17 protein-coding genes are annotated in these 20,387 nt (G+C 75.6%); 9 read left to right on the forward strand and 8 right to left on the reverse strand.

The features are described from left to right. Positions 1–237 precede the first annotated feature (237 nt). The 4 genes from ACI791_RS10695 to ACI791_RS10710 all read left to right on the forward strand — a co-directional run bounded on the left by ACI791_RS10695 (position 238) and on the right by ACI791_RS10710 (position 2,836). Positions 238–459, forward strand: coding sequence for a FitA-like ribbon-helix-helix domain-containing protein (locus ACI791_RS10695; RefSeq protein ID WP_456586031.1), 222 nt, complete (start codon positions 238–240; stop codon positions 457–459). Next, a complete protein-coding gene (locus ACI791_RS10700) occupies positions 456–839 on the forward strand; it encodes a type II toxin-antitoxin system VapC family toxin (RefSeq protein WP_456586032.1) in 384 nt (127 codons plus the stop codon). The genes ACI791_RS10695 and ACI791_RS10700 overlap by 4 nt, the downstream gene beginning before the upstream one ends. A gap of 204 nt (positions 840–1,043) precedes the next feature. Beyond that, on the forward strand, positions 1,044–1,667 hold the full coding sequence (locus ACI791_RS10705) for a hypothetical protein (protein WP_456586033.1): 624 nt from the start codon (positions 1,044–1,046) through the stop codon (positions 1,665–1,667). Positions 1,668–1,807: 140 nt separating this feature from the next. Further along, on the forward strand, positions 1,808–2,836 hold the full coding sequence (locus tag ACI791_RS10710; RefSeq protein WP_456586034.1) for a patatin-like phospholipase family protein: 1,029 nt from the start codon (positions 1,808–1,810) through the stop codon (positions 2,834–2,836). 92 nt (positions 2,837–2,928) lie between these two features. On the opposite strand, the gene ACI791_RS10715 is transcribed toward ACI791_RS10710, so the two are convergent. Both ACI791_RS10715 and ACI791_RS10720 read right to left on the reverse strand, forming a co-directional pair. Continuing rightward, on the reverse strand, positions 2,929–3,681 hold the full coding sequence (locus ACI791_RS10715) for a hypothetical protein (RefSeq protein WP_456586035.1): 753 nt from the start codon (positions 3,679–3,681) through the stop codon (positions 2,929–2,931). Positions 3,682–3,913: 232 nt separating this feature from the next. Beyond that, complete coding sequence (locus ACI791_RS10720; RefSeq protein WP_456586036.1) at positions 3,914–4,663, reverse strand: enoyl-CoA hydratase/isomerase family protein; 750 nt, start codon at positions 4,661–4,663, stop codon at positions 3,914–3,916. Between the two features lie 368 nt (positions 4,664–5,031). On the opposite strand from ACI791_RS10720, the gene ACI791_RS10725 reads away from it, so the two are divergent. Beyond that, positions 5,032–6,270 carry a polyhydroxyalkanoate depolymerase gene (locus ACI791_RS10725; protein ID WP_456586037.1) on the forward strand — a complete coding sequence of 413 codons (1,239 nt, stop codon included), beginning with the start codon at positions 5,032–5,034 and terminating at the stop codon, positions 6,268–6,270. Between the two features lie 330 nt (positions 6,271–6,600). Next, positions 6,601–8,526 carry a S9 family peptidase gene (locus tag ACI791_RS10730; RefSeq protein ID WP_456586038.1) on the forward strand — a complete coding sequence of 642 codons (1,926 nt, stop codon included), beginning with the start codon at positions 6,601–6,603 and terminating at the stop codon, positions 8,524–8,526. A 131-nt stretch (positions 8,527–8,657) separates the two neighbouring features. Here the strand turns inward: ACI791_RS10730 and ACI791_RS10735 are convergent, their stop codons facing one another. Further along, positions 8,658–9,959: a S8 family serine peptidase gene (locus ACI791_RS10735; RefSeq protein ID WP_456586039.1), complete on the reverse strand. Its 1,302-nt coding sequence runs from the start codon at positions 9,957–9,959 to the stop codon at positions 8,658–8,660. Between the two features lie 167 nt (positions 9,960–10,126). Here ACI791_RS10735 and ACI791_RS10740 point away from each other — a divergent pair, with 167 nt between their 5' ends. Then, positions 10,127–10,375: a hypothetical protein gene (locus ACI791_RS10740; protein ID WP_456586040.1), complete on the forward strand. Its 249-nt coding sequence runs from the start codon at positions 10,127–10,129 to the stop codon at positions 10,373–10,375. A gap of 92 nt (positions 10,376–10,467) precedes the next feature. On the opposite strand, the gene ACI791_RS10745 is transcribed toward ACI791_RS10740, so the two are convergent. Continuing rightward, the gene (locus ACI791_RS10745) at positions 10,468–11,001 is read right to left on the reverse strand and encodes a DUF4916 domain-containing protein (protein WP_456586041.1); all 534 of its coding nucleotides are present in this window, start codon (positions 10,999–11,001) and stop codon (positions 10,468–10,470) included. 241 nt (positions 11,002–11,242) lie between these two features. On the opposite strand from ACI791_RS10745, the gene ACI791_RS10750 reads away from it, so the two are divergent. Then, on the forward strand, positions 11,243–15,715 hold the full coding sequence (locus ACI791_RS10750) for a cation-translocating P-type ATPase (protein ID WP_456586042.1): 4,473 nt from the start codon (positions 11,243–11,245) through the stop codon (positions 15,713–15,715). On the opposite strand, the gene ACI791_RS10755 is transcribed toward ACI791_RS10750, so the two are convergent. The 4 genes from ACI791_RS10755 to ACI791_RS10770 all read right to left on the reverse strand — a co-directional run bounded on the left by ACI791_RS10755 (position 15,712) and on the right by ACI791_RS10770 (position 19,872). Next, positions 15,712–17,469 carry a putative bifunctional diguanylate cyclase/phosphodiesterase gene (locus ACI791_RS10755; RefSeq protein ID WP_456586043.1) on the reverse strand — a complete coding sequence of 586 codons (1,758 nt, stop codon included), beginning with the start codon at positions 17,467–17,469 and terminating at the stop codon, positions 15,712–15,714. The genes ACI791_RS10750 and ACI791_RS10755 overlap by 4 nt on opposite strands. Positions 17,470–17,717: 248 nt before the next feature. Next, complete coding sequence (locus ACI791_RS10760; protein WP_456586044.1) at positions 17,718–19,130, reverse strand: DUF4407 domain-containing protein; 1,413 nt, start codon at positions 19,128–19,130, stop codon at positions 17,718–17,720. A 120-nt stretch (positions 19,131–19,250) separates the two neighbouring features. Continuing rightward, positions 19,251–19,613, reverse strand: coding sequence for a hypothetical protein (locus tag ACI791_RS10765; protein ID WP_456586045.1), 363 nt, complete (start codon positions 19,611–19,613; stop codon positions 19,251–19,253). A gap of 112 nt (positions 19,614–19,725) precedes the next feature. Continuing rightward, positions 19,726–19,872: a hypothetical protein gene (locus ACI791_RS10770; RefSeq protein ID WP_456586046.1), complete on the reverse strand. Its 147-nt coding sequence runs from the start codon at positions 19,870–19,872 to the stop codon at positions 19,726–19,728. Positions 19,873–19,926: 54 nt separating this feature from the next. Between ACI791_RS10770 and ACI791_RS10775 the strand changes: the two genes are divergently transcribed. Further along, a complete protein-coding gene (locus ACI791_RS10775) occupies positions 19,927–20,346 on the forward strand; it encodes a DUF1810 domain-containing protein (protein WP_456586047.1) in 420 nt (139 codons plus the stop codon). The last annotated feature ends 41 nt before the right edge of the window (positions 20,347–20,387 follow it).

Genomic DNA, 20,387 nt, shown 5'->3' on the forward strand with positions numbered 1-20,387 from the left:
GCGCAGGAGTAGCGGACGCCACCGACACGAAGGCCGCGCTCCCGCCCCGGCGGACCCAGCCGTCACCCGGACGGACGAGCCGGGTCAGGCTTCCCTCGTCGGCGGTCCCGGACCTCCCCGCCGTCTGTTCGCCCGACGCACCACGCCCCGAGCTCCGCGGACCGCTGCCCGAGGCAACGCCAGGACGGCCTCGAGCGCGGCTTGCACTCTGCAAGCAGACTGCTAGCATCCTGCGACATGAGGACGCTCTATCTCCGTAACGTCCCGGACGACGTGGTGGAACGCCTGGAGCGCCTCGCTGCGCGGAGCGGCCTCTCCGTCAGCGCCCTCGCGATACGTGAACTCGCCGAGACCTCGCGTCGAGCGGACAACCCCTCGCTGCTCGGCGAGCTGCCGGACCTGGACGTCGACCCGGCCACGATCGTCGAGGACGTGCAGTCCGGACGCGCCGCCCGGTGATCGTGGTCGATGCCTCGGCGGCACTCTCGGCACTGCTCAACGCCGGACCGGCCCGGGAACTGATGGCCGGCGAGCAGCTCCACGTCCCCCATCTCATCGACTCCGAGATCGTCAACGGGATGCGTCGACAGGTCGCCACAGGGGCGGTGACCGACGAACGGGCATGGGCGGCGTTGGACACCTGGCGCCGACTCGGCGTGGTCCGCCATCCGGTGGCGCCGCTGCTCGAGCGCATCTGGCAGCTGAGGGACAACATGTCGGCGTACGACGCGTCCTACGTGACCCTCGCCGAGGCCCTCGGCTGCGCCGTCGTCACCGCCGATGCCCGGCTCAGCCGGGCCCCGGGTTCACGGTGTCCGATCACCGTCGTCCCCCGCTAGCTGTCCCCGGTCAGGACGGCGGTGACGTCGGCCTGATCGTGACGCGCGCCGTCGCCGTCGTCCGCGGCGGCCTCGATGGTGTCGTTCCGACGTCGCCATGGACACGGCCCGCGCGCCAACCCGTTGACAGCGCCGGGCAGCCGAGAACGATGGCCCCTGCGGCGACGTCGCCGGGCGCCGCGCCTGTCCGCGGAAGGAGGGCGCATGTACGCCCGCAGCACCACTCTGACGGCCGACCCGGACCGCCTGGACGCCGGCATCGCCGGCGTCCGCGACGACGTCATGCCCGCTGTGGGCGACATGGACGGCTACGTCGGGCTGTCGATGCTGTGCGACCGGGGAAGCGGCCGCTGCATCGTCACCACCGCCTGGGAGAGCGAGGAGGCGATGGCCGAGAGCCGCGACGCGGTCCAAAGGATGCGCGAGCAGGCGACGGAGCAGTTCGGCGCTCCCCCGCCCGAGGTGCGGGAGTGGGAGATCGCGGCGATGCACCGGCTGCACCCCGCAGGCGACGAATCCTGCGCCCGCGTCACCTGGTCCCGCGTCGATCCGGCCACCACGGACCGCGTCCTCGACGTCTTCCGCACCGACCTCGTCCCGCGGATGGACGAGATGCCCGGCTTCTGCAGCCTCAGCCTCATGCTCGACCGGCAGACCGGCGACAACTCCCTCACCGCCGTCTACGCCGACCGCCGCTCCATGGAGGCCTCCCGCCAGCGGGCCACGTACATCCGCGACGAGTTCCGCCGCGGGCTGCACATGTCGGCGACCGACGTCGCCGAGTTCGACCTCGTCCTGCACCACCTACGCGTCCCCGAACTGGTCTGAGAGCCCGGGCCGCCCGGGAAGCCGATGGGGCGCGCTCTGGTTCAGCCATCCCGCTGCGCCGGCGCCCAGGCTCCCCGCCCCGTCGGCGGGGCTGGTTCTGACCGCAGCACCGACGGGCCGCGACGGCCCTACGGTGGGGCATGACCTCGCCGGAATCCCTGCCGGCCGACCTGGTGCTCGAGGGCGGCGGCATCAAGGGCATCGCGCTCACCGGCGCCGCCGTCGAGCTGCTGGGCCGGTACCGGTTCGAGCGGGTGGCCGGCTCCTCGGCGGGCGCCGTCCTGGCCGCGTTCCTCGCCGCGGGGCTCTCCGCCGACGGGATCCGGGCCGCGGAAGCCCGGTTGGAGTACGACCGCATCCCGGACTCCTGGGCGCCCGTGCCGCTGCTGGCGCCGGCGGCGGGGCTGCTGCTCCGGTCGGGGCTGCACCCCGGCCGCTACATCACCGAGTGGGTGCGCCGGGAGCTGGCCGATCTCGGCATCGAAACCTTCGGGGATCTGCGCCGCGAGGACCCGGGTGACGACCCCGCGCTCGAACCGTGGCAGCGCTACCGGCTGGTAGTGACGGCGACCGACGTCACCCGGGGCCGGCTGCTGCGGCTGCCGTGGGACTACCGCGAGTACGGCCTGGATCCCGACCGCCAGCCGGTGGCCGACGCCGTCCGTGCGTCCCTGGCGATCCCCTACTTCTTCGCACCCCGGAGCCTGCGGAACCCGCGCACGGGGCGGAGGTCGACCCTGGTGGACGGCGGGGTGCTGTCCAACTTCCCGATCGAGATCTTCGACCGCACCGACGCCGCCACGCCGCGCTGGCCGACCTTCGGCGTGGGGGTGGGCGACACGCTCGCCGACGAGGACGTCTCGGTGTTCGGCGTCCGGCACCTGCCGCCCCCGCTGCGGCTGCTGGACTCCCTGGTCGCCACCACGGTCACCGGGCGGGACCGCACCTACCTGGCCGACCCCTGCGTGCGCCGCCGGGCCTTCTCGATCGGCACCGCCGGCACCGGGCTCACCGAGTTCGACGTCGACGCGGCCGAGCGGGCCCGGTTGATCGCGGCCGGCGAGCGGGCCGCCCGCGAGTTCCTGGCCGGCTGGGACTGGGCCGCCTACCTGCGCGACTGCCGCGGCGTCGCCCTACCCCCGGCGCCGTCCGGTCCGCGGCCGGCGTAGCGGCTCCCCGAGGACGGGCCCGGCGGACCATGGACGCGACGACGGCGGTGAGGTCGAAAGACGGCGCGTAAACAGCCGCGCGCCGGCCGGGATCAGGCCGCGTCGAGCCGGTAGAGCGCGGTGTGGTGCACCTGCAGCACCGGCTCGTCGCCGGCCAGCACCAGCGCGTCGTACCGGACCTCGTCGTGCCGGCCGCGGCGGCCGACGCCGGTGACCCGCCCATGGGCGGTCAGCTCCACCGGCAGCCGGGCGACGCCGAGGAAGCGGCAGTCGCTGGACGTGTGGATCCACGGCCCCAGGGCGACGTTCTGCATGAGCAGCTCGTTGACCAGCCGCAGCAACAGCCCCGGATGCACCAGCGGCTCCTGCCGGTACAGGTCCAGCGGCTCGCCGATCGCATCCAGGTACCAGTCGTTGCGCTCCGCGGTGCCGGCCTCCGAGACGCTGCCCAGCGGGCCGACGACCGGGTCGGCCACCGGCTCGGGCGGTGCGGCCACCTGCCGGTAGCCGGTGAGGTCCGGGCGGTCCGCACCGAGCCCGGCCGAGCCGACGCACCGCACCTCCCCGGACGGGCCGCTGACGGTGAGCCGGCCGTCCGCCGGCTCGACCAGCAGCTCGTCGCCGTCGTAGGTGGGCCGCCGGAAGCGCAGGTCGATTCGGCCCCGCGAGAGCCACTCGGCCCCCCAGGCCGCCACCAGCGGCGTCGTCGTGCGGGCGAACAGCTCGACCCCGGGGACCAGTGCGCCGGAGAAGCCGTACCGCCGCGCCACGTCGTCCTCGTGGATCTTGTTGGTCGACTCCTCGACGACGTGGGCCACGAAGCGGTGTGGTTCGGGAGCGGTCACGTCAGCGGATGCTGCCGTGCCGGTCCCCCGGTGTCGATCCGGAGGCCGGCGACCGGGCGCGCCCGGCCACTGGAAGGGGTCGACCCCACCCTCGCGCCGTGTCCGTCGCCGACCCGCTCGCAGGCCGCGTGCCGCCTCCGACTCCGACTCCGACGGCGCCTGCGCACCCGCTCCGTCGAGGACACGCCGGCCTCGACCCGCTGGGTCGGCGAGGATCGGCGGTGGCGGTGCGCTATGCCTGAGCCGACCGCCGCATCGACCACATCTGCGCCGGGCGCTCGGACTGCATCGCGACATCCCACGGGATGGCGCCGTTGACGGCCTCCTTGCGGAAGTTGTTCACCGCAGCGCGTGCCAGCTCCGGGTCGGCGGCGACCCGAGCGGCCAGCTCCCGTGCCCGGTCCTCGACCGCGGCGTCGTCCGGCGCGTCCCAGGCCAGGCCCAGCTCGACGGCCTTCGCCCCGTTGATCTCCTCGCCGAACAGCGCCATCGCCGCCGCCGCCTCGCGGCCGATCAGCCGCGACAGGATGACGAAGTGCCCGCCACCGGGGTGCATCCCGCGCCTGAGGAAGCCGGCCAGCAGCCGGGCGTCACGCGCGATGATCCGCAGGTCCGTCGCCAGCAGCATGTTCATGCCGGCGCCCACCGCCGAGCCGCGCACGGCCGCGACCGTGGGCACCTTCACCTGGCCCAGCCGGTAGAAGGAGTCGTAGATCTTGCCCATGCCCTCGTAGGCGTCGGGGGCCGCCGGGTCCTTGCCGGCCGAGGTCAGCGTCGCGACGTCGCCGCCCGCGCAGAACGACTTGCCGACACCGCGGATGACCAGCGCGCCGACCTCCGGCTTGGCGTCCACCTCGTCGAACGTGGCGATCAGCTCGTCGGCCATCCCGGGCGTCAGCGCGTTGCGCCGGTCGGGGGCGTTGAGCGTCACGATCGCGACGCCGCCGTCCACCTCGAGCTGAACCTCACCGGTACCGGCCACGAGCCCACCTTCCTGCCGAGCGGACCGGCCCTGGCGCCGACCCGGACATTCCCTGACAGGCATCACACCACGGGCCCGCACCGGCCCGCGCAGAGGCTCTTGGTGTCGATCAGCCCGCCGGGGCCGAGCCGGTGCGGTCGGGGCGGCTCGGTCGCCGTCGTCCTCAGCCAGCAGACGCCGGTGACACGACTCCGTGACGTGCGGGCCCGCACGCGCGGGCTCCACCCCGACGAGCGTCCTCGCGCCCGCTCCGGCCGTCCGCACGACACACCGGGCGTCAGCCGCTCCGCGCGCGTCCCACCCCGAGCCCGGGTTACGTTGACGTGACGTAGATCGCACACCGCGCCGAGACAGAACTGGCAGGGCCCATGCTGTACACCGCGTACGAAGTGAACCGGCGGGCGGGAGCGCCCGTGGTGGCCGCGTCGCAGCTGACCGCCCGGGCGCTGGAGGCGCTGCCCGCCCCGCTGGGGCGGATGCCCGCGCTGCGCCACGTGCGCGCGGCCTGCGACATCCTCGGCCACGCCCGGCCGACGCACGACCGCCCGGAGTTCGGCATCGACTCCGTCCTGGTCGACGGCGAGACGGTCGCCGTGCGCGAGCGCCCGACGCTGCGGACGCCCTTCGGCACCCTGCTGCACTTCGAGAAACCCGCGGTTCCCGGCCAGCCACGGGTGCTCGTCGTCGGACCCATGTCGGGGCACTTCACCACGCTGATCCGCCCGACGATCCGGACCCTGCTCTCCGACCACGACGTGCACGTCATCGACTGGCACAACGCCCGCGACATCCCGGTCGAGCACGGGGCGTTCGGGCTCGACGAGTACATCGAGCACGTCGTGGACGCCATCCGGTACCTCGGTCCGGACACCCACGTCGTCGCCGTCTGCCAGCCCGCCGTGCCCGTGCTGGCCGCGGTCGCGCTGCTCGCCGCCGCGGACGACCCCGCCCAGCCTCCGAGCATCACGCTCATGGCGGGCCCCGTCGACACCCGGGTGAACCCGAACCGGGTCAACACCGCGGCGACGACCAAGCCGCTGTCCTGGTTCGAGCGCCGCGTCGTCGACACGGTGCCGCGGGGGCACGCGGGCGCCGGGCGGCGGGTGTACCCGGGCGTCGTCCAGCTGACGGCCTTCATGTCGATGAACCCGAAGCGGCACCTGTCGGCCCACGCGCAGCTGTACCGCGACCTGGTCGCCGGCAACACGGAGCGGGCGGCCACCACGCGAGCCTTCTACGACGAGTACGGCGCGGTCATGGACGTGCCCGCGGAGTTCTACCTGGAGACGGTCAGCCGCATCTTCCAGGAGCACCACCTCCCGACCGGCCGCTTCACCTGGCGGGGGCAGCGGGTCGATCCGGGCGCGATCCGCCGGACCGCCCTGCTCACCGTGGAAGGCGAGAACGACGACATCTGCTCCCCCGGGCAGACGCGCGCCGCCCACGACCTGTGCACCGGGATCCCGCGGGAGCGCAAGCAGCACCACCTGCAGCCCGGGGTCGGTCACTACGGCGTCTTCAGCGGCTCCCGCTGGGAGGGGGAGATCTACCCCGTCGTCCGCGGATTCATCGACCGCGCCTCGGAGCGGCTGTCCGCTCCGGCCTGAGCGCGTCGGGCGACGGCGGCTGACCTGCCGGACAGCCTGACCGTCGACAGCCCCGGCGGCGGCGAGGACACCTGGATCGTGCCGGCGGCGGGCCGTCCGAATGCGCGGATCCGCCGGTGAACGGCGCTCGGCCGGCCCGACGGGCCCTTCCCTGAAGCTCGTGCGCGAGGTCCTTACCGACCCGCCGGACAGCGGCGTGGGACCATCCGCCCGAGCACCGTGGGCGCCATGCTGCACGGGCCCGCCGCGCCCCGGACCATCCCGGACCCGAACGCTGTGGGCGCTTGCTCTCCGGGAGAGGTGTCGGCGGAACATGGAGGACTCGGCGCGGTGACTGCAGACCTCGCGACGGACGTGATGCCCGGCACGGAACCGGCCGACGGCTCGGCAGCCGGTGCCCGGATGTCGACGGGCACCGTCGAGGAGGCGGTGGCGCTCGCCGAGGGGCTCGTCGACGCCTGGGGCAGCTGGGGCCCCAACATGACCCCGGACGCCCGGCAGGTGGCCTTCATCAGCGACCGCTCGGGCAGTCCGCAGCTGTGGATCCAGGACGTCGTCCTCGACGGCGCGCAGCCGCCGGCCCGGCACGTGCCCCTGTCCGACGACCCGGTCGTCTCGGTGCGGTGGGCGGCCGACAGCCGCTGGCTGGCCTGCGAGGTCGCGACCGACGGCGGCGTCCGGACGGCGGTGTGGGTGGTCCGGCCCGACGGCTCCGACGCCCGCCGGATCGCCGGCGGCCCCGACGAGCACGCCGAGCTGGGCCCGTGGACCCGCAGCGGCCACCGCTTCGTGGTCACCGTCCCCGGCGCGGCGGCCGGCACCCCCACCCGCGCCTACCTCGCCGACCCCTCCACCGGGCGGCTCGACCCGCTCGCCGAGGGTGATCTCATCCACGTGCTGGACATCTCGCTGGAGGAGCGGTTCATCGTCCTCCGCGACGGGGAGCGGGGACAGGAGTTCGTCAGCGTCGTCGACCGCCTCATGGACGAGGACTTCAGCGCGCTGCCGCAGGGCGCCACCGGGTCCACCGAGGTGGCGCTGATCCGGCCGGCCCCCGACGACCACGCCGGGCCGGTGTACGTCTATCTCGCCTCCGACGTCGGCCTGCCCCGCCGGCAGCTCATCGGGCTGCCGTTCGGCCCCAACGGCTGGCGCGGGGAGCCGCGGACGCTCGCGGCCCGGGAGGACGCCGAGCTGGAGTGCATCGACGCCGACGACGCCGGCCGGCTGCTGCTGCTGGTGTGGAACGTCGCCGGGCGCAGCGAGCTGGAGCTCCTCGACACCGCCACCGGGGGGCGCACCGCCATCTCGGGGCTCCCCGGGCTGGTCGCCGCCGACCCGGTCCTCAGCCGCGACGGCGCCAGCGTCGTGCTCGGCGTGCAGGGGCCCACCCGCCCGCGAGAGCTGTGGCACCTGGACACCACCACCCATGCCTGGACGCGGGTCACCTCCGCCCCGCCGCTGCCCCGGCGCCGGCTGGTCGTCCCGACCCTGGAGACGTTCCCCGGGCGCGACGGCCTGCCGCTGAGCGGCTGGCTCTACCGCGCTCCCGGCCGGCTCAACGGCCCCGGCCCGGTCGTGCTCTACCTCCACGGCGGGCCCGAGGACCAGGAGCGGCCCACCTTCGCACCGCAGCACCAGGCGCTGGCCGTGGCCGGCCTGAGCGTCTTCGCGCTCAACATCCGCGGCTCGTCGGGCTTCGGCCGGGAGTTCGTGCACGCCGACGACCTGCACGGCCGGTACGACGCGTTCGCCGACGTCCTGGCCGCCGCCGAGCACCTCGTGGAATCCGGCATCGCCGAGCCCGGCCGGCTCGCGGTCACCGGCCGGTCCTACGGCGGCTACCTGACGCTCGCCTGCCTGGCCTTCTCCCCGGGGGTGTTCGCCGCCGGGGTGGACGTCTGCGGCATGTCCGACCTGGTCAGCTTCTACCGCGACAGCGAGCCGTGGATCGCCGCGGCCGCGGTGACCAAGTACGGGCACCCGGAGCGCGACCGGGCGCTGCTCGAGGACATCTCCCCGCTCGCCTCGGCGGAGAGCATCGACGTCCCCCTGCTGGTCGTGCACGGCGAGCACGACACCAACGTGCCGATCGGTGAGGCGCACCAGATCGTCGCGGCGCTGCGCGAGCTGGGCCGGCCGGTGGAGTACCTGGAGCTGCCCGGCGAGGGACACGTCTTCCGCCGCGCGTCCTCCCGCAAGGAGCTGGCCGCCGCGATCACCCGCTTCCTGCACGACCGGTTGCGGCTGGGCTGACTCGTCCGCCGCGCCGCGCCGGCCCTACAGAACCACCGCCCGTCCCCCCGCCTCACGCGCGGGCGCGGCGCGGGGCGCTACCTACCACCGGCGCCGAGTTGATGAGGGAGTGCTCGAAAGCTGCGGCCGCATCAGCCGGTCGAGCCCGCGGTCGGAACGGTCCGGACGTTGAGCAGCAGTGTCGTCCCCGGGGAATCCCCGCCCACCACTGTGCCGAGCGCCTGGCCGCCGATCCAGCTCGCCACGGTGCTCGGGCTCGCAGCCGGGTGCGTCTCCAGGTACAGCGCCGCTGCGCCGGCGACGTGCGGGGCGGCCATCGACGTCCCGTCGAGGCTGTGCACCCCACCGTCGAGCCAGGTCGAGGTGATGTCGACACCTGGAGCCACGACGTCCACGCACTCCCCGCGGTTGCTGAAGGTCGCCAGACCGTCGTCGACGTCACTGGCGGCGACGGTGACCGCGGTAGCCACCGAGCTCGGTGACGACCCACATGCATCCGCTTTGCTGTTGCCGGCCGCCACCGCGACGAACATGCCGGCGTCGACGAGCGCGGTGACGGCTTCGTCCAGTGCCGTGGACTTCGGGCCGCCGAGGCTGAGGTTGACCACCGACGGGCTGGAGGCGTTCTTCAGCACGTAGTCAAGGCCGGCGATCACGCCGCTGTAGGAGCCGGAGCCGTTGCAGTCCAGCACCCGGACGCTGCGCAGCTCCACCTGCTTGGCGACCCCGTGGGCGGCCCCACCGATCGTCCCGGCCACGTGCGTGCCGTGGCCGTTGCAGTCCCCGGCCCTGGCCGGCTTGCCGCCGGCGTTGTCGTAGGCGAGCTGCGCTCGGCCACCGAAGTCCGGGTGAGCGACGGAGATCCCGCTGTCGACCACGTACGCAGTGACCCCGATCCCGAGCCCGGGGTAGTGGAAGTGACGATCCAGCGCGGTGGCGTCGTCCGCGTCGATCCGATCCAGGCCCCACAGGGTGCCGTCGGCCGGCAGCACCTGCACCCCGCTCGAGGGTTCCGGCTCTGTGGTGGGCTCGGGGTCGGGTGTCGGCTCGGGCTCGGGTGTCGGCTCGGGCTCGGGTGTTGGCTCGGGCTCGGGCTCGGGCGTCGGCTCCGTCGGCTTGCCGCCGCCGGGCTTGTCCGGCTTCGCCATCGGACCCACGGTGGCGACCCGGTCGGGCTCCACCCCGCGCACCGCCCCGTGACGCCGGAGTGCGTTGACCTGCCCCGCGGTCAGGTCGGCCGCGAACCCGTCGAAGACCTCGTCGTAGACGAAACGGGGTGAGATCGACAGGCCGCGCGCGAGGCCACGCGCATCCGCACCGGGCTCGAGGCGGACGAGGTAGCTCCGCTGACTCGGCTGATCGTCCGGCGGCGCCGCCTGCGCGACTCCCGAGAGCGCGCCGGTCAGCAACCCGGCGCTGAGCACGCCGGCCACCGCGGTCCTGGTCCGTGATCTCACGTCTCCCCCACTCCGGTCGATCGCAGCAGGGACCACCGCGAGTGACGGCAGCGTAACGGTGGGGCGCCATGCGGGCCGGTTGCGACACTGACCGTTCAGCCCGCCGGTCACGAATCCTCGGACGCCTGCCGATGACAGACGGCATGACCAACCAGCCATCCGTCACCGTCGAGGCCGCGCACGCCGCCGCGGCGGCCGCCATCGAGAAGCTGTACGACGAGGCCATGAGCCACATCGACGCGGTGGTCCGCTCCATCGGCCTCCCGGCCGAGGAGTCGCCGGTCACGGCCGAGGAGCAGCCGGTCGAGCCGCAGGAGGACGACGCGACCGCCGAGCCGGCGACCGCGGAGCTCCCCCACCCGACGGAGTCGCCGGTGGCGGCTGCGGCCTGACCGGTGGTCCTCCGACCACCGTTCGACCCCCCACTCCGGCCGAGCCATCCCGAGCGCGTCCGACCGCCGCCGGCTCGCTCACCGGAGCACCCTCAGACGCCGAGGTGCGCCAGCGCCTGCACCACCAGCGTCGCCTGCCCGTTCATCAGCTCGGCGAGCACGGCCGGGTGCCGGGCCTCCAGCGGCGAGAACCAGGTCAGCTCCAGCGCGTCCTGCTGCGGCGCGCAGTCCCCCTCCACCGGCACGACGTAGGCCAGCGACACCGCGTGCTGCCGCGGGTCGTGGAACGGCGTGACCCCCGGCGTCGGGAAGTACTCGGCGACGGTGAACGGCTGCGGCGCCGGCGGCACCCGCGGCAGCGCCAGCGGGCCGAGGTCCTTCTCCATGTGCCGCAGCAGCGCCGCCCGGATCCGCTCGTGGTACAGCACCCGCCCCGAGACCAGCGCCCGCTTGATCTGCCCGTCCTCGCCGGCCCGCAGCAGTAGCCCGACGGCGATCACCGTGCCGTGGTCGTCCACCCGCACCGGCACCACGTCGACGTACACGATGGGCAGCCGCTCGCGCGCGGCGTCCATCTCCTCGCGGGAGAGCATGCCGCCACCGGTCGCCGTCGTCACCTCGGTCATGGGAACTGTCTAGCCGATGCCGCCACTCCCACGGCACCGGATCGGCCGAAAGACGGGGTGGTCCCGGTCACGCCGGCAGCGGCGCGAGCGCCCCCTGCCTTTACCGCCGGCGAGGAGCCGGGCGGGCACCGCTGCTGAGCGGCCGCCCCCCGCGGCAAACGCCGGGTGACGAGAGCGCGACCTGCCGGTGGACGGGGAACGACGTACCGTTCGGGGCGACCGTCGTCACACCGGGGGGACCATGCCGCTGCTCAGCCCGATCACGTGGGCCGGCAGGGCGGCCCGGGGAGCCACGAGCGCGGCGGCGCTCGCCGCCGTTCCCGTGGTGTTCGGCGCCGGCCTGCTGGGCGGGACGGCCGCGGTCACCGCCCAGGCCGCGCGGGCAGGGATCCGGGGTTCGGTGCACCTCGCGCACGACGCCGCCGTCACCGGCACCCGCGCCGTCGGCACGTTGGTCACCGGCGCCGATCCGCTCCCCGGCGGCCACCTGCACGACCTCGTCGACGCCGCACGCGGCATGCTCGAGCCGCCGCTGGCCCGCCACACCCGACGGGTGTGGGGCGACCGCGACCGACTCCAGATCGAGGTCGAGCAGCCCGCCGACGACGACCCCCCGGAGACCCGGCGGGCGCTGCGCAGCCACCTGGAACGCCTCGAGGGCGTCGAGTGGGCCACGGTGAACGACGTCGTCGGCCGGGTGCTGGTCGCCGTCGACGAGCGCCGGGTCACCGTCGAGGACGTCGTCGGCGTGGTCACCGAGATCGAGCAGGCGCGCGGCGGAACGGGCGTCTTCCCGCAGCGCCCCGACCACCCGGCCGACCTCGAGCCGCTGCTGGCGGCCGTCCTCGCCGCCGCCGTCGACACCGCGGCGCTCGGCGTGGCCACCGCCGCGAAGTACCTGCCGATCCCCGCGGTGCACCGGCACGCCACGCTGCTCATGTCGCTGCTGGACACCCAGCAGTGGCTCAAGCGGGCGCTGTCCGACCGCATCGGCCCCGTCGGCACCGACCTGGTCTTCGAGGGCACCGGCGCCCTGCTGCACTCCCTCACCCAGAGCCCCACCGTTCCGGCGCTCAACGCCGCGGCCGCGGCCCAGCGGGCGCTGGAGATGCGCGCCCGCCGCCAGGTCTGGCGCCGCCGCGAACGGGAGCTGTGCCGCCCCGAGCCGGACGACGACCGGGCGCCCGAGCCACCGCCCGGCCCGCGCCCCGGCACGGTGCCGCGCGGCCCGGTCGAGATCTACCGCGACCGCCTGGCCCCCACCGAGCTCGGCGCGGCGCTCGGCCTCCTGGCGCTCACCCGCCGCCCGGGCCGCTCGGCCGACCTGCTCAAGGCGCTCACCCCCAAGGCCGCCGTGCTCGGCCGCGAGTCCTTCGCCGCCACACTCGACCTGCTGCTCTGCCGCTGCGGCATCCTCCCGATGGACGGCTCCGCCTACCGCCGCCTGGACCGGATCGACACCGTCGTCGTCGACGGCGCCGCCCTGTGCACCGGCCCGCCGGTGGTGGTCGAGGCGACCGCGGAGGCCGACGGGTGGGACGACGCCGCCGTCTGGTCCGCCGCCACCCGCCTGCTCACCGGCGACGCCGACGGCCTCCGGCTCGGCCCGCCCCGCAGCACCGGCCACGCCCCCGGCGGCGAGCTGCGCAGCCTCCTCCAGGGCCGCCGCCGGGTCGGCACCGTCACCGTCGCGCCGGAGCTCGACCCGCACGCCGAGGCGTTGCTCACCACGGCCGGCGAGGCCGGGCTGCGGCTGCTGCTCACCCCGCACGTCGGCGCCGGCGAGCTCGCCGGCCTCGCCGACGAGGTCGCCCCGGCCGGCGCGACGCTCGTCGACACCGTCCGGCAGCAGCAGACCGAGGGGCACTGCGTGCTCCTGGTCTCGGCCACCGACGGCCCGGCGCTGCTGGCCGCCGACGTCGCCGTCGCCCCGGTGCTCGACGGCCGGGCTCCGGCGTGGGGCGCCGACCTGGTCACCTCCTCCGGCCTGGCGGACGCCTGCCGGGTGGTCGCCGCCGTTCCCGCCGCGGCCGCGGTCAGCCGCCGCGCCGCCGGCGCCGCGCTCACCGGCAACGTGCTCGGCGCCCTGCTCGCCGCCGTCGGCAGCCCCCGCTACGGCCAGCGCCGCGCGACGACGCCGGGCAAGTGGGCGACCGTGTCCACGATCGTGACCGGGACGGTGGCCGCCGTCCGGGCCGCCCGCCGTCCCGTGCCGGCGGCCACCGCGCACACCCCGTGGCACGCGCTGGACCCCGACGACGTGCTGCGCCGGCTGGCCGACCTGCCGGGCGAGCCCGCGGCCCCACCCCGGCGGACGACGGCGCGCCGCATCGCCGCGCTGCCCGCCGTCCGGGGCCCGGCGCGGTTCGCCCGCACGGTCGCCGCCGAGCTCGCCGATCCGCTCACCCCGGTGCTGGCCACCGGGGCGGCGGCCACCGCGGTGCTCGGCGACGTCACCGACGCGGTGCTGGTCGGCAGCGTCACCGGCATCAACGCCGTCGTCAGCGGGCTGCAGCGGCTGCGCGCCGAGACCGCCCTGGAGACGCTGCTGCTCGAGCAGAGCCGCTGCGCGCGCCGCGAGACCGGCGGCGGTCAGGAGGAGGTGCCGGCCACCGCCCTGCGCGTCGGGGACGTCCTCCTGGTCGGGCCCGGCGACGTCGTCGCCGCCGACGCCCGGCTGCTGGAGGCCGAGGACCTCGAGGTCGACGAGTCCGACCTCACCGGCGAGTCGCTCTCGGTCGCGAAGTCGGTGGCGGCGACGCCGGGAGCCGAGGTCGGCGACCGCACCTGCATGCTCTTCGACGGCACCACGGTGCTGGCCGGCCGCGGCCGCGCCGTCGTCGTCGCCGTCGGGGAGGCGACGCAGGCCGGGCGGGCCGCGCGCGCCGCCGGGGGTGCCGCCCCGCCGGCCGGCGTCCAGGCCCGGCTGGCCGAGCTGACCCGCGCCGTCCTGCCGCTCACCCTCGCCGGCGGCGCGGCCGTCACCGCGCTGGGCGTGCTGTGGGGCCGTCCGCTGCGCGAGTCCGTGGCCGCCGGGGTGGCGATCGCGGTCGCCGCGGTGCCCGAGGGCCTGCCGCTGGTGGCGACGGTGGCCCAGCAGGCGGCGGCCCGGCGGCTGTCGCGGCGGGGCGCGGTGGTGCGCAGCGCGCGGGTGCTGGAGGCGCTCGGCCGGGTGGACACGGTGTGCTTCGACAAGACCGGCACGCTCACGGAGAACCGGCTGCGGGTGGCCCGGCTGCACCCGCTGGAGGGCACCGACGACGAGCTGCTCCGGCTGGCCGCCGCCGGCATGGGCAACGGCGACGACGGCGCGCACGAGACCGACCGGGCCGTGGTGGAGGCGGCCGGGCAGGCGTGGGACGCACCTCCCGACGCCGGCCTGCCCTTCGCCGCCGGTCGCGGGTTCTCCGCCGCCGTCCGGGAGGGCCGCCTGATCGTCAAGGGCGCCCCCGAGGTGGTGCTCCGCCGCTGCGCCGGCCCCCCTGACGTCCGCGACCGGATCCGGCAGCTGGCCGGCGAGGGGCTGCGAGTGCTCGCCGTCGCCGACCGCGCGGTCGACGGCACACCCGACGACCTCGACGAGGCCGCCGCGGACCTCACCCTGCGCGGCCTGGTCGGGCTGGCCGACACCCTGCGGAACTCCTCGGTGCGCGCGGTCGAGCAGCTGCGGGCCGCCGGTGTCCGGGTAGTGGTCGCGACCGGGGACCACCCGCAGACCGCGAGCGCGATCGCCGCCGAGGCCGGGATTCCCGACGCCGACCGGGTGGTCACCGGCGCGCAGCTGGCCCGGGCGTCGGACACCGAGCGCGCCCGCATGGTCGCCGACACCGCGGTGTTCGCGCGGCTCTCCCCCGAGCAGAAGGTCACCCTGGTCTCGGCGCTGCGCCGGGCCGGGGCGACGCTGGCGATGACCGGCGACGGCGTGAACGACGCCGCGGCGATCCGGCTGGCCGACGTCGGCGTCGGCGTCGAGGGCGCCGAGTCACCGGCCGCCCGCACCGCCGCCGACCTGGTGCTCACCGACCTGGACCTCACCCGGCTGGTCGACGCCATCGCCGAGGGCCGGGCCATGTGGTCCCGGGTGCGGGACGCGGTGTCGGTCCTCGTCGGCGGCAACGCCGGCGAGGTGGCGTTCACCGTGCTCGGCACCGCCGTCGGCGGCCGGGCGCCACTGGGCACCCGCCAGCTGCTGCTGGTCAACCTGCTCACCGACATGTTCCCCGCGCTCGCCGTCGCGGTCGCCGCACCCCGGCAGGTGCCGCCCGGGAACGACGACGGGCCGCTGGCCGGTCATCCGCTGGCGGCCGTGCTGCGGGCCGGCCCGCACCGCGGCTTCGCCCGGGAGGTCCGCCGCATGGTGCTCGTCCGGGGCGCGGCGACGACGGCCGGCGCCACCGGCGCCTGGGTCGCCGGCCGGCTGACCGGGCCGCTGCCCGGCCGCGCCAGCACCATGGGCCTGGCCGCGCTCATCACCACCCAGCTCGCCCAGACCGCGTGGTCGGGACGCCGCAGTCCGCTGGTGCTGGCCACCGTGGCCGGCTCCCTCGCCGTCCTCGTGGCGATCGTGCAGACGCCGGGGGTGAGCCGGTTCTTCGGCTGCACGCCGCTGGACCCGGGATCGTGGGCGATGGTGCTCGGCTCGGCCGCCGTCGGCGCCGCGGGCGCCGAGGTCGTCCCCGCGCTGATCGCCCGTCGGACGGCGGCCGGTCGCTAGACCGGGACGCCGGCCGGGGCGAACCGGGCCACCAGCTCCGCAACCGGCTGCGGCCGGCCGTAGAGGTAGCCCTGCGCGAACGGGCAGCCCAGGGTGGTCAGCACCCTCGCCTGCTCCTCGGTCTCCACGCCCTCGGCGATCAGCACCAGGTCCAGGGCGTCGGCCAGCGCCATGACGCTGCGCAGCAGCCGCGCCCGCCGGGTCGAGGTGGTGATCGAGGAGACGAAGGAGCCGTCGAGCTTGAGGTAGTCGGTGGGCAGCGTGTCCAGCCGGGCCAGCGCCGAGTAGCCGGTGCCGAAGTCGTCGATCGCCACCCGCAGCCCGTGCTCGCGCAGCACGTGCAGGGCCGCCACGGAACGGGCCGACTCGGCCTCCACCAGGCTCTCGGTCACCTCCACCACGGTCTGCCCGGCCGGCCAGCCGGTCGCCGCGAGCGTGGCCAGCACCCGGCCGGGGAAGTGGGGGTCGTCCAGCTCCCGCCCCGACACGTTGACCGTGAGGAACAGCCTCCGCCCGGTCGTCTCGGACAGCGTCCGCGCGTCCCGGCACGCCGCCGTCCACACGAAGGCGCCGAGCGGCCCGACCAGGCCCTCCGCCTCGGCGACGGGTACGAACTCCGCCGGCGCCACCGGCCCGCGCTCGGGGTGGTCCCAGCGCACCAGGGCCTCGACGCCGGCGACGGCGCCGTCGGCCGGGGTGACGATCGGCTGGAGGTGCACCGACAGACCGCCGTCGCATCCGCCGGCGAGCGCGGCCGCGAGGTCACGCGCCATCGGGCTGCGCCCGCCGGCGTCGAGCTCGCTGCGCCCGCGGCCGAAGCTCTTCACCCGGTACAGCGCGGCGTCGGCCCGCCGCATCAGGTCGGCCGGTGAGTCGCTCAGCTCGAACTGGGCCACGCCCACCGACGTGCCGATCTCCGGCAGCGCCGCCCGCAGGCCCTCGGCGCAGGCCAGCGCCCGGTCGCCGTCGTGCCCGGGCAGCAGCAGGGAGAACTCGTCACCGCCGTGCCGGGCCAGCACCGCGCCGCGGGGCAGCGACGGACCCCACACGGCCGCAACCGCCCGCAGCATCTCGTCGCCGGCTGCGTGGCCGCGGGTGTCGTTGACCGCCTTGAAGTGGTCGAGGTCGAACAGCGCCGCCGACAGCGGCTCCCCGGTGCGCAGCGCCGTCCGCACCGCGGCGTCGAGCGCCTCGTCGAAGCCCCGCCGGTTCATCAGCCCGGTGAGCGCGTCCTGCGCCGCGCTGGCCGCCCGCCGCGCGAGGACACCGACCGCTCCGGCCGAACCGACGACGAGCAGCCCCAGGACGAGCGCCGGCCCGATCGCGACGTCGCCGCGCAGCACGACGACGACCGCCCCGATGACCAGCAGCTCGGTGAGGAACCCGAGCGCCCACAGGAGCGGGAAGAACAGGAACGCCTCCATCGACGCGCACGTCATCAGCGCCAGTACCGCCACCGCGCCGTGCGCGCTGGGCGAGGCCAACGCGACCAGGCCGATGCCGACGGCGCCGACGACCAGCAGCACCTGGAAGAAGATCCGCGGCACCCGGCAGCCCCAGTGCATCACGGCCAGACCGACCAGCGCGGTGACCGGCCCCATGCCGACGACCGCCGGGTGCATGTCCCGGAGGCCGCCCGGCGTGCCGAGCACCAGGGCGACGGCAGCCAGACCCCCGGTGGCGGTGAGCAGCCCGGCGGTCCGGGCGACCATCCGCGGGGTGGCCACCTCGGGGGCCAGCCGGCTGATCTGCATGGGGAAGACGTCGACCTCTGGTAGGCGGAACTTCAGCGGCCGGGTCGCGGGCGCGCCGGCGCACCCCCGTCGGGGTGAACCGGCGCACCCCGGGGACGACCCGAGCGGCTCAGCCGCCGGCGACGCCGCCCCGCCACAGGACCAGCTCTGCGATCGCGGTCGGTCCAGGGAGGACGGCGCGCCGGGGGCAGGCCCAGGCAGCAGGAAGCCCCGGGCGGCACCGGGCTTCGAGCAGATCCCAGCCGGGATCAGACCGTCGTCGGCGTCCGGTCGGCGGGGCGCCGGCGGACCGAGCGCACCGTGCGGACGGCGGCGCTGCGGGCCAGCTCTCGGATCGGGCCGGTGTCCCACATCTGCCGCGGCTCCTCGACGACGGCCGGCTCGGCCGGGGACTGCTCGACCTGCCGCTCGCGTTCCGCCCGGGCCGCGACCTCGGCCAGCGCCGCCCGGCGCCGCGTGAGGATCGCCTCCTTCTGCCGGTCGACGCGCTCCTTCTCGGCGAGCACCAGCAGCTCCTCCTTCGCCTGCGCCACCGTCCGCCGCGACTCCTGCGCCATCTCCTCGAGGTCGACGTCGCCGGAGTCGCGCAGCGCGGCCAGCCGGTCGTAGGCGGTGGGCGGGCTGAAGTTCAGCAACAGCTTCATCAGCACCGGCAGCACCTCGACGCACATGAACAGCAGCGAGAGCATGAACTGCGCGGCGGCGAGGGTGCCGTTGCGATCACCCAGCCGGTCCAGCGCCTCCAGCCGCAGCAGGATGCCGCCCGAGCCCTCGTTCCGGGCGTCGAAGGCGGCCTGCAGCCGGTCGAGCTCCGCGGTCAGCCGGGTGAGCTCGGCCCGGTCGCCGTCCAACGACGAGCCGGCCAGCTGCGCGCTGCGCCCCTCGGCCGCGCCCACCGCCGCGACGGCGGCGTCGTAGTCCGCGCGGGCCGTAGCGGCGACGGCCGCCTGCGCGTCGGCGGCGGCGCGGGCCTGGGCGTAGGCCTCCCCCGTGCCGGCGTCACCGGTGCCGCAGGTGCCGTCGAGCTCGCACTGGGCCTTCGCGTCGAGCTCCCGCGACAGCGCCGTCGCCGCGTCCAGCGCCGTCTGCTTCTCGGCCGCCGTGCCGCGCAGCACCGCGAGGCCGGCGTCGGCCGCTCCCCCGCTGGCGACGATCGCCTCCTGCGCGGCGATCCGCTCCTCCAGCGCGGGAAGTCCGGCGAACCGGGTGTCGGCCTCCAGGCTCTGCCGGTGCGCGTCGGCGGCCTCGGCCTGCATCGACACGATCTCCGCGTCGATCTCCTTGTGGAACACCTGCAGCGTCAGCGGCGTCGCGACGACGACGCCGAGCACCAGCGCGAGACCGACACGGGGCACGGCCATCGCCAGGTTCCGCTTCAGCGACGCGTCGTGCGCCATCCCGACGAGCAGCATCCGGTCGAGGTTGACCACGACCGCGCCCCAGCCCAGGCCGACGAGCAGGGCCAGCGGCCACCACACGCCCAGCGCCATCGCGACGGCGAACGCGGCCGACACCGCGGCCAGCGCACCGGTGCTCACAAGCACGCCACCCAGCGCCACGAACCGGGGACGTGCCCCGGGCGCGGCCGCCAGCACGTCCGGACGTGCGCCGGCCAGGACGGCCAGTCCGTCGCCGATCCGCCCGCGTCGTCGCTCGCTCATGCAGTGCCCCCCGGGCGGCGGGGATCTGGAGGACCGCCACCCACCACCCCTTATCGGCAGGCCCGGGAGGGCACCGGCACCGTGACCGATCTCGCTACCGGCGCCCGGGGTGTCGGGGGGTCAGCCGACGTCGCCGGTGCCGTCGCCGCCGGAGCCACCGTCCGCGCTGCCGGCGCCCTGGTCCTCGGTGTTGTCCTGCAGGCGGGTGTTCTCGTCCTCGTCGCTGCCGCCGGCGGCCTGGTCCTCCGTTCCGTCGTCGAGGACGGTGTTGTCGTCCTGGTCGATGCCGCCGGTGCCGCGGTCGACGCCGTCGGCGTCCTCCTCGCCGCCGTCGACGGGGTCGGGGCTGCCGACCTCCTCGTCCTCGAAGACGGCGGGGACGCCGCCCTCGTTGACGTCGACCTCGTCGTCGCCGCCGCAGCCGCTGAGCCCCAGGCCCGCGGCCAGCACGGCGCCGGCGACCATCCGTGTGCTGCTGCGCATGTCTCCTCCTCGACGGGTATGTGCTCTCCCCATCGATGCCCGGACGGCGGGGAGGGCCGGGCCGACGGGGGCAGATGACACGGCTTCGACATGTACGCGGCGGCGGCCCGGCTCAGCGAGCGGCGCCACCCCTGGCCGCCGCCGTCCACCCCGACTCCCGCCCGGTCCGGCCGAGCAACCGGTCGAACGCCAGGGCGCCGGCGATGACCGGCGCCGGCTCCGCGGTCGTCGGGCCCAGGGCCACGGTCGTCGTCTCCATGCCACTCGGACCGCCCCGCCGTGTGGAAGTCATCGGCCGGGGCAAGGAGCGGGGGTGAGCGATCCTTTCGACCTGCGCCGGTTCGTCGACGCGCAGGCCCACACCTACGACCAGGCGCTGACCGAGCTGCGCGCCGGCGAGAAGCGCACCCACTGGATGTGGTTCGTCTTCCCGCAGATCGCCGGGCTCGGCCGCAGCGGCATGGCGCAGCGGTTCGCGCTGTCCGGACTCGCGGAGGCCCGGGCCTACCTGGCGCACCCGGTACTGGGCCGCCGGCTGGTCGAGTGCGCCCGGGCGCTCACCGCGCTCGACACCGAGGACCCGGTACGGGTCATGGGGTCGGTCGACGCCCAGAAGCTGCGCTCGTCGATGACGCTCTTCGCGCATGCCGCGCCCGACCAGCCGGTGTTCCGCGAGATCCTCGACCACTACTTCGGGGGCGCCGAGGACGAGGCGACCACCAGCCGCCTCTGACGCGGGCGTGTGAGCCGGTGCCGCACCGGGCAGGCACCACC

It is taken from the genome of Blastococcus sp. SYSU DS0973, assembly GCF_054051055.1.

Coding starts and splice junctions, on each gene's coding strand:
- ACI791_RS10695 (WP_456586031.1), top strand. CDS start 238: ATGAGGACGCTCTATCTCCGTAACGTCCCGGACGACGTGGTGGAACGC.
- ACI791_RS10705 (WP_456586033.1), top strand. CDS start 1,044: ATGTACGCCCGCAGCACCACTCTGACGGCCGACCCGGACCGCCTGGAC.
- ACI791_RS10710 (WP_456586034.1), top strand. CDS start 1,808: ATGACCTCGCCGGAATCCCTGCCGGCCGACCTGGTGCTCGAGGGCGGC.
- ACI791_RS10725 (WP_456586037.1), top strand. CDS start 5,032: ATGCTGTACACCGCGTACGAAGTGAACCGGCGGGCGGGAGCGCCCGTG.
- ACI791_RS10740 (WP_456586040.1), top strand. CDS start 10,127: ATGACCAACCAGCCATCCGTCACCGTCGAGGCCGCGCACGCCGCCGCG.
- ACI791_RS10745 (WP_456586041.1), bottom strand. CDS start 11,001: ATGACCGAGGTGACGACGGCGACCGGTGGCGGCATGCTCTCCCGCGAG.
- ACI791_RS10750 (WP_456586042.1), top strand. CDS start 11,243: ATGCCGCTGCTCAGCCCGATCACGTGGGCCGGCAGGGCGGCCCGGGGA.
- ACI791_RS10755 (WP_456586043.1), bottom strand. CDS start 17,469: ATGCAGATCAGCCGGCTGGCCCCCGAGGTGGCCACCCCGCGGATGGTC.
- ACI791_RS10760 (WP_456586044.1), bottom strand. CDS start 19,130: ATGAGCGAGCGACGACGCGGGCGGATCGGCGACGGACTGGCCGTCCTG.
- ACI791_RS10765 (WP_456586045.1), bottom strand. CDS start 19,613: ATGCGCAGCAGCACACGGATGGTCGCCGGCGCCGTGCTGGCCGCGGGC.
- ACI791_RS10770 (WP_456586046.1), bottom strand. CDS start 19,872: ATGGAGACGACGACCGTGGCCCTGGGCCCGACGACCGCGGAGCCGGCG.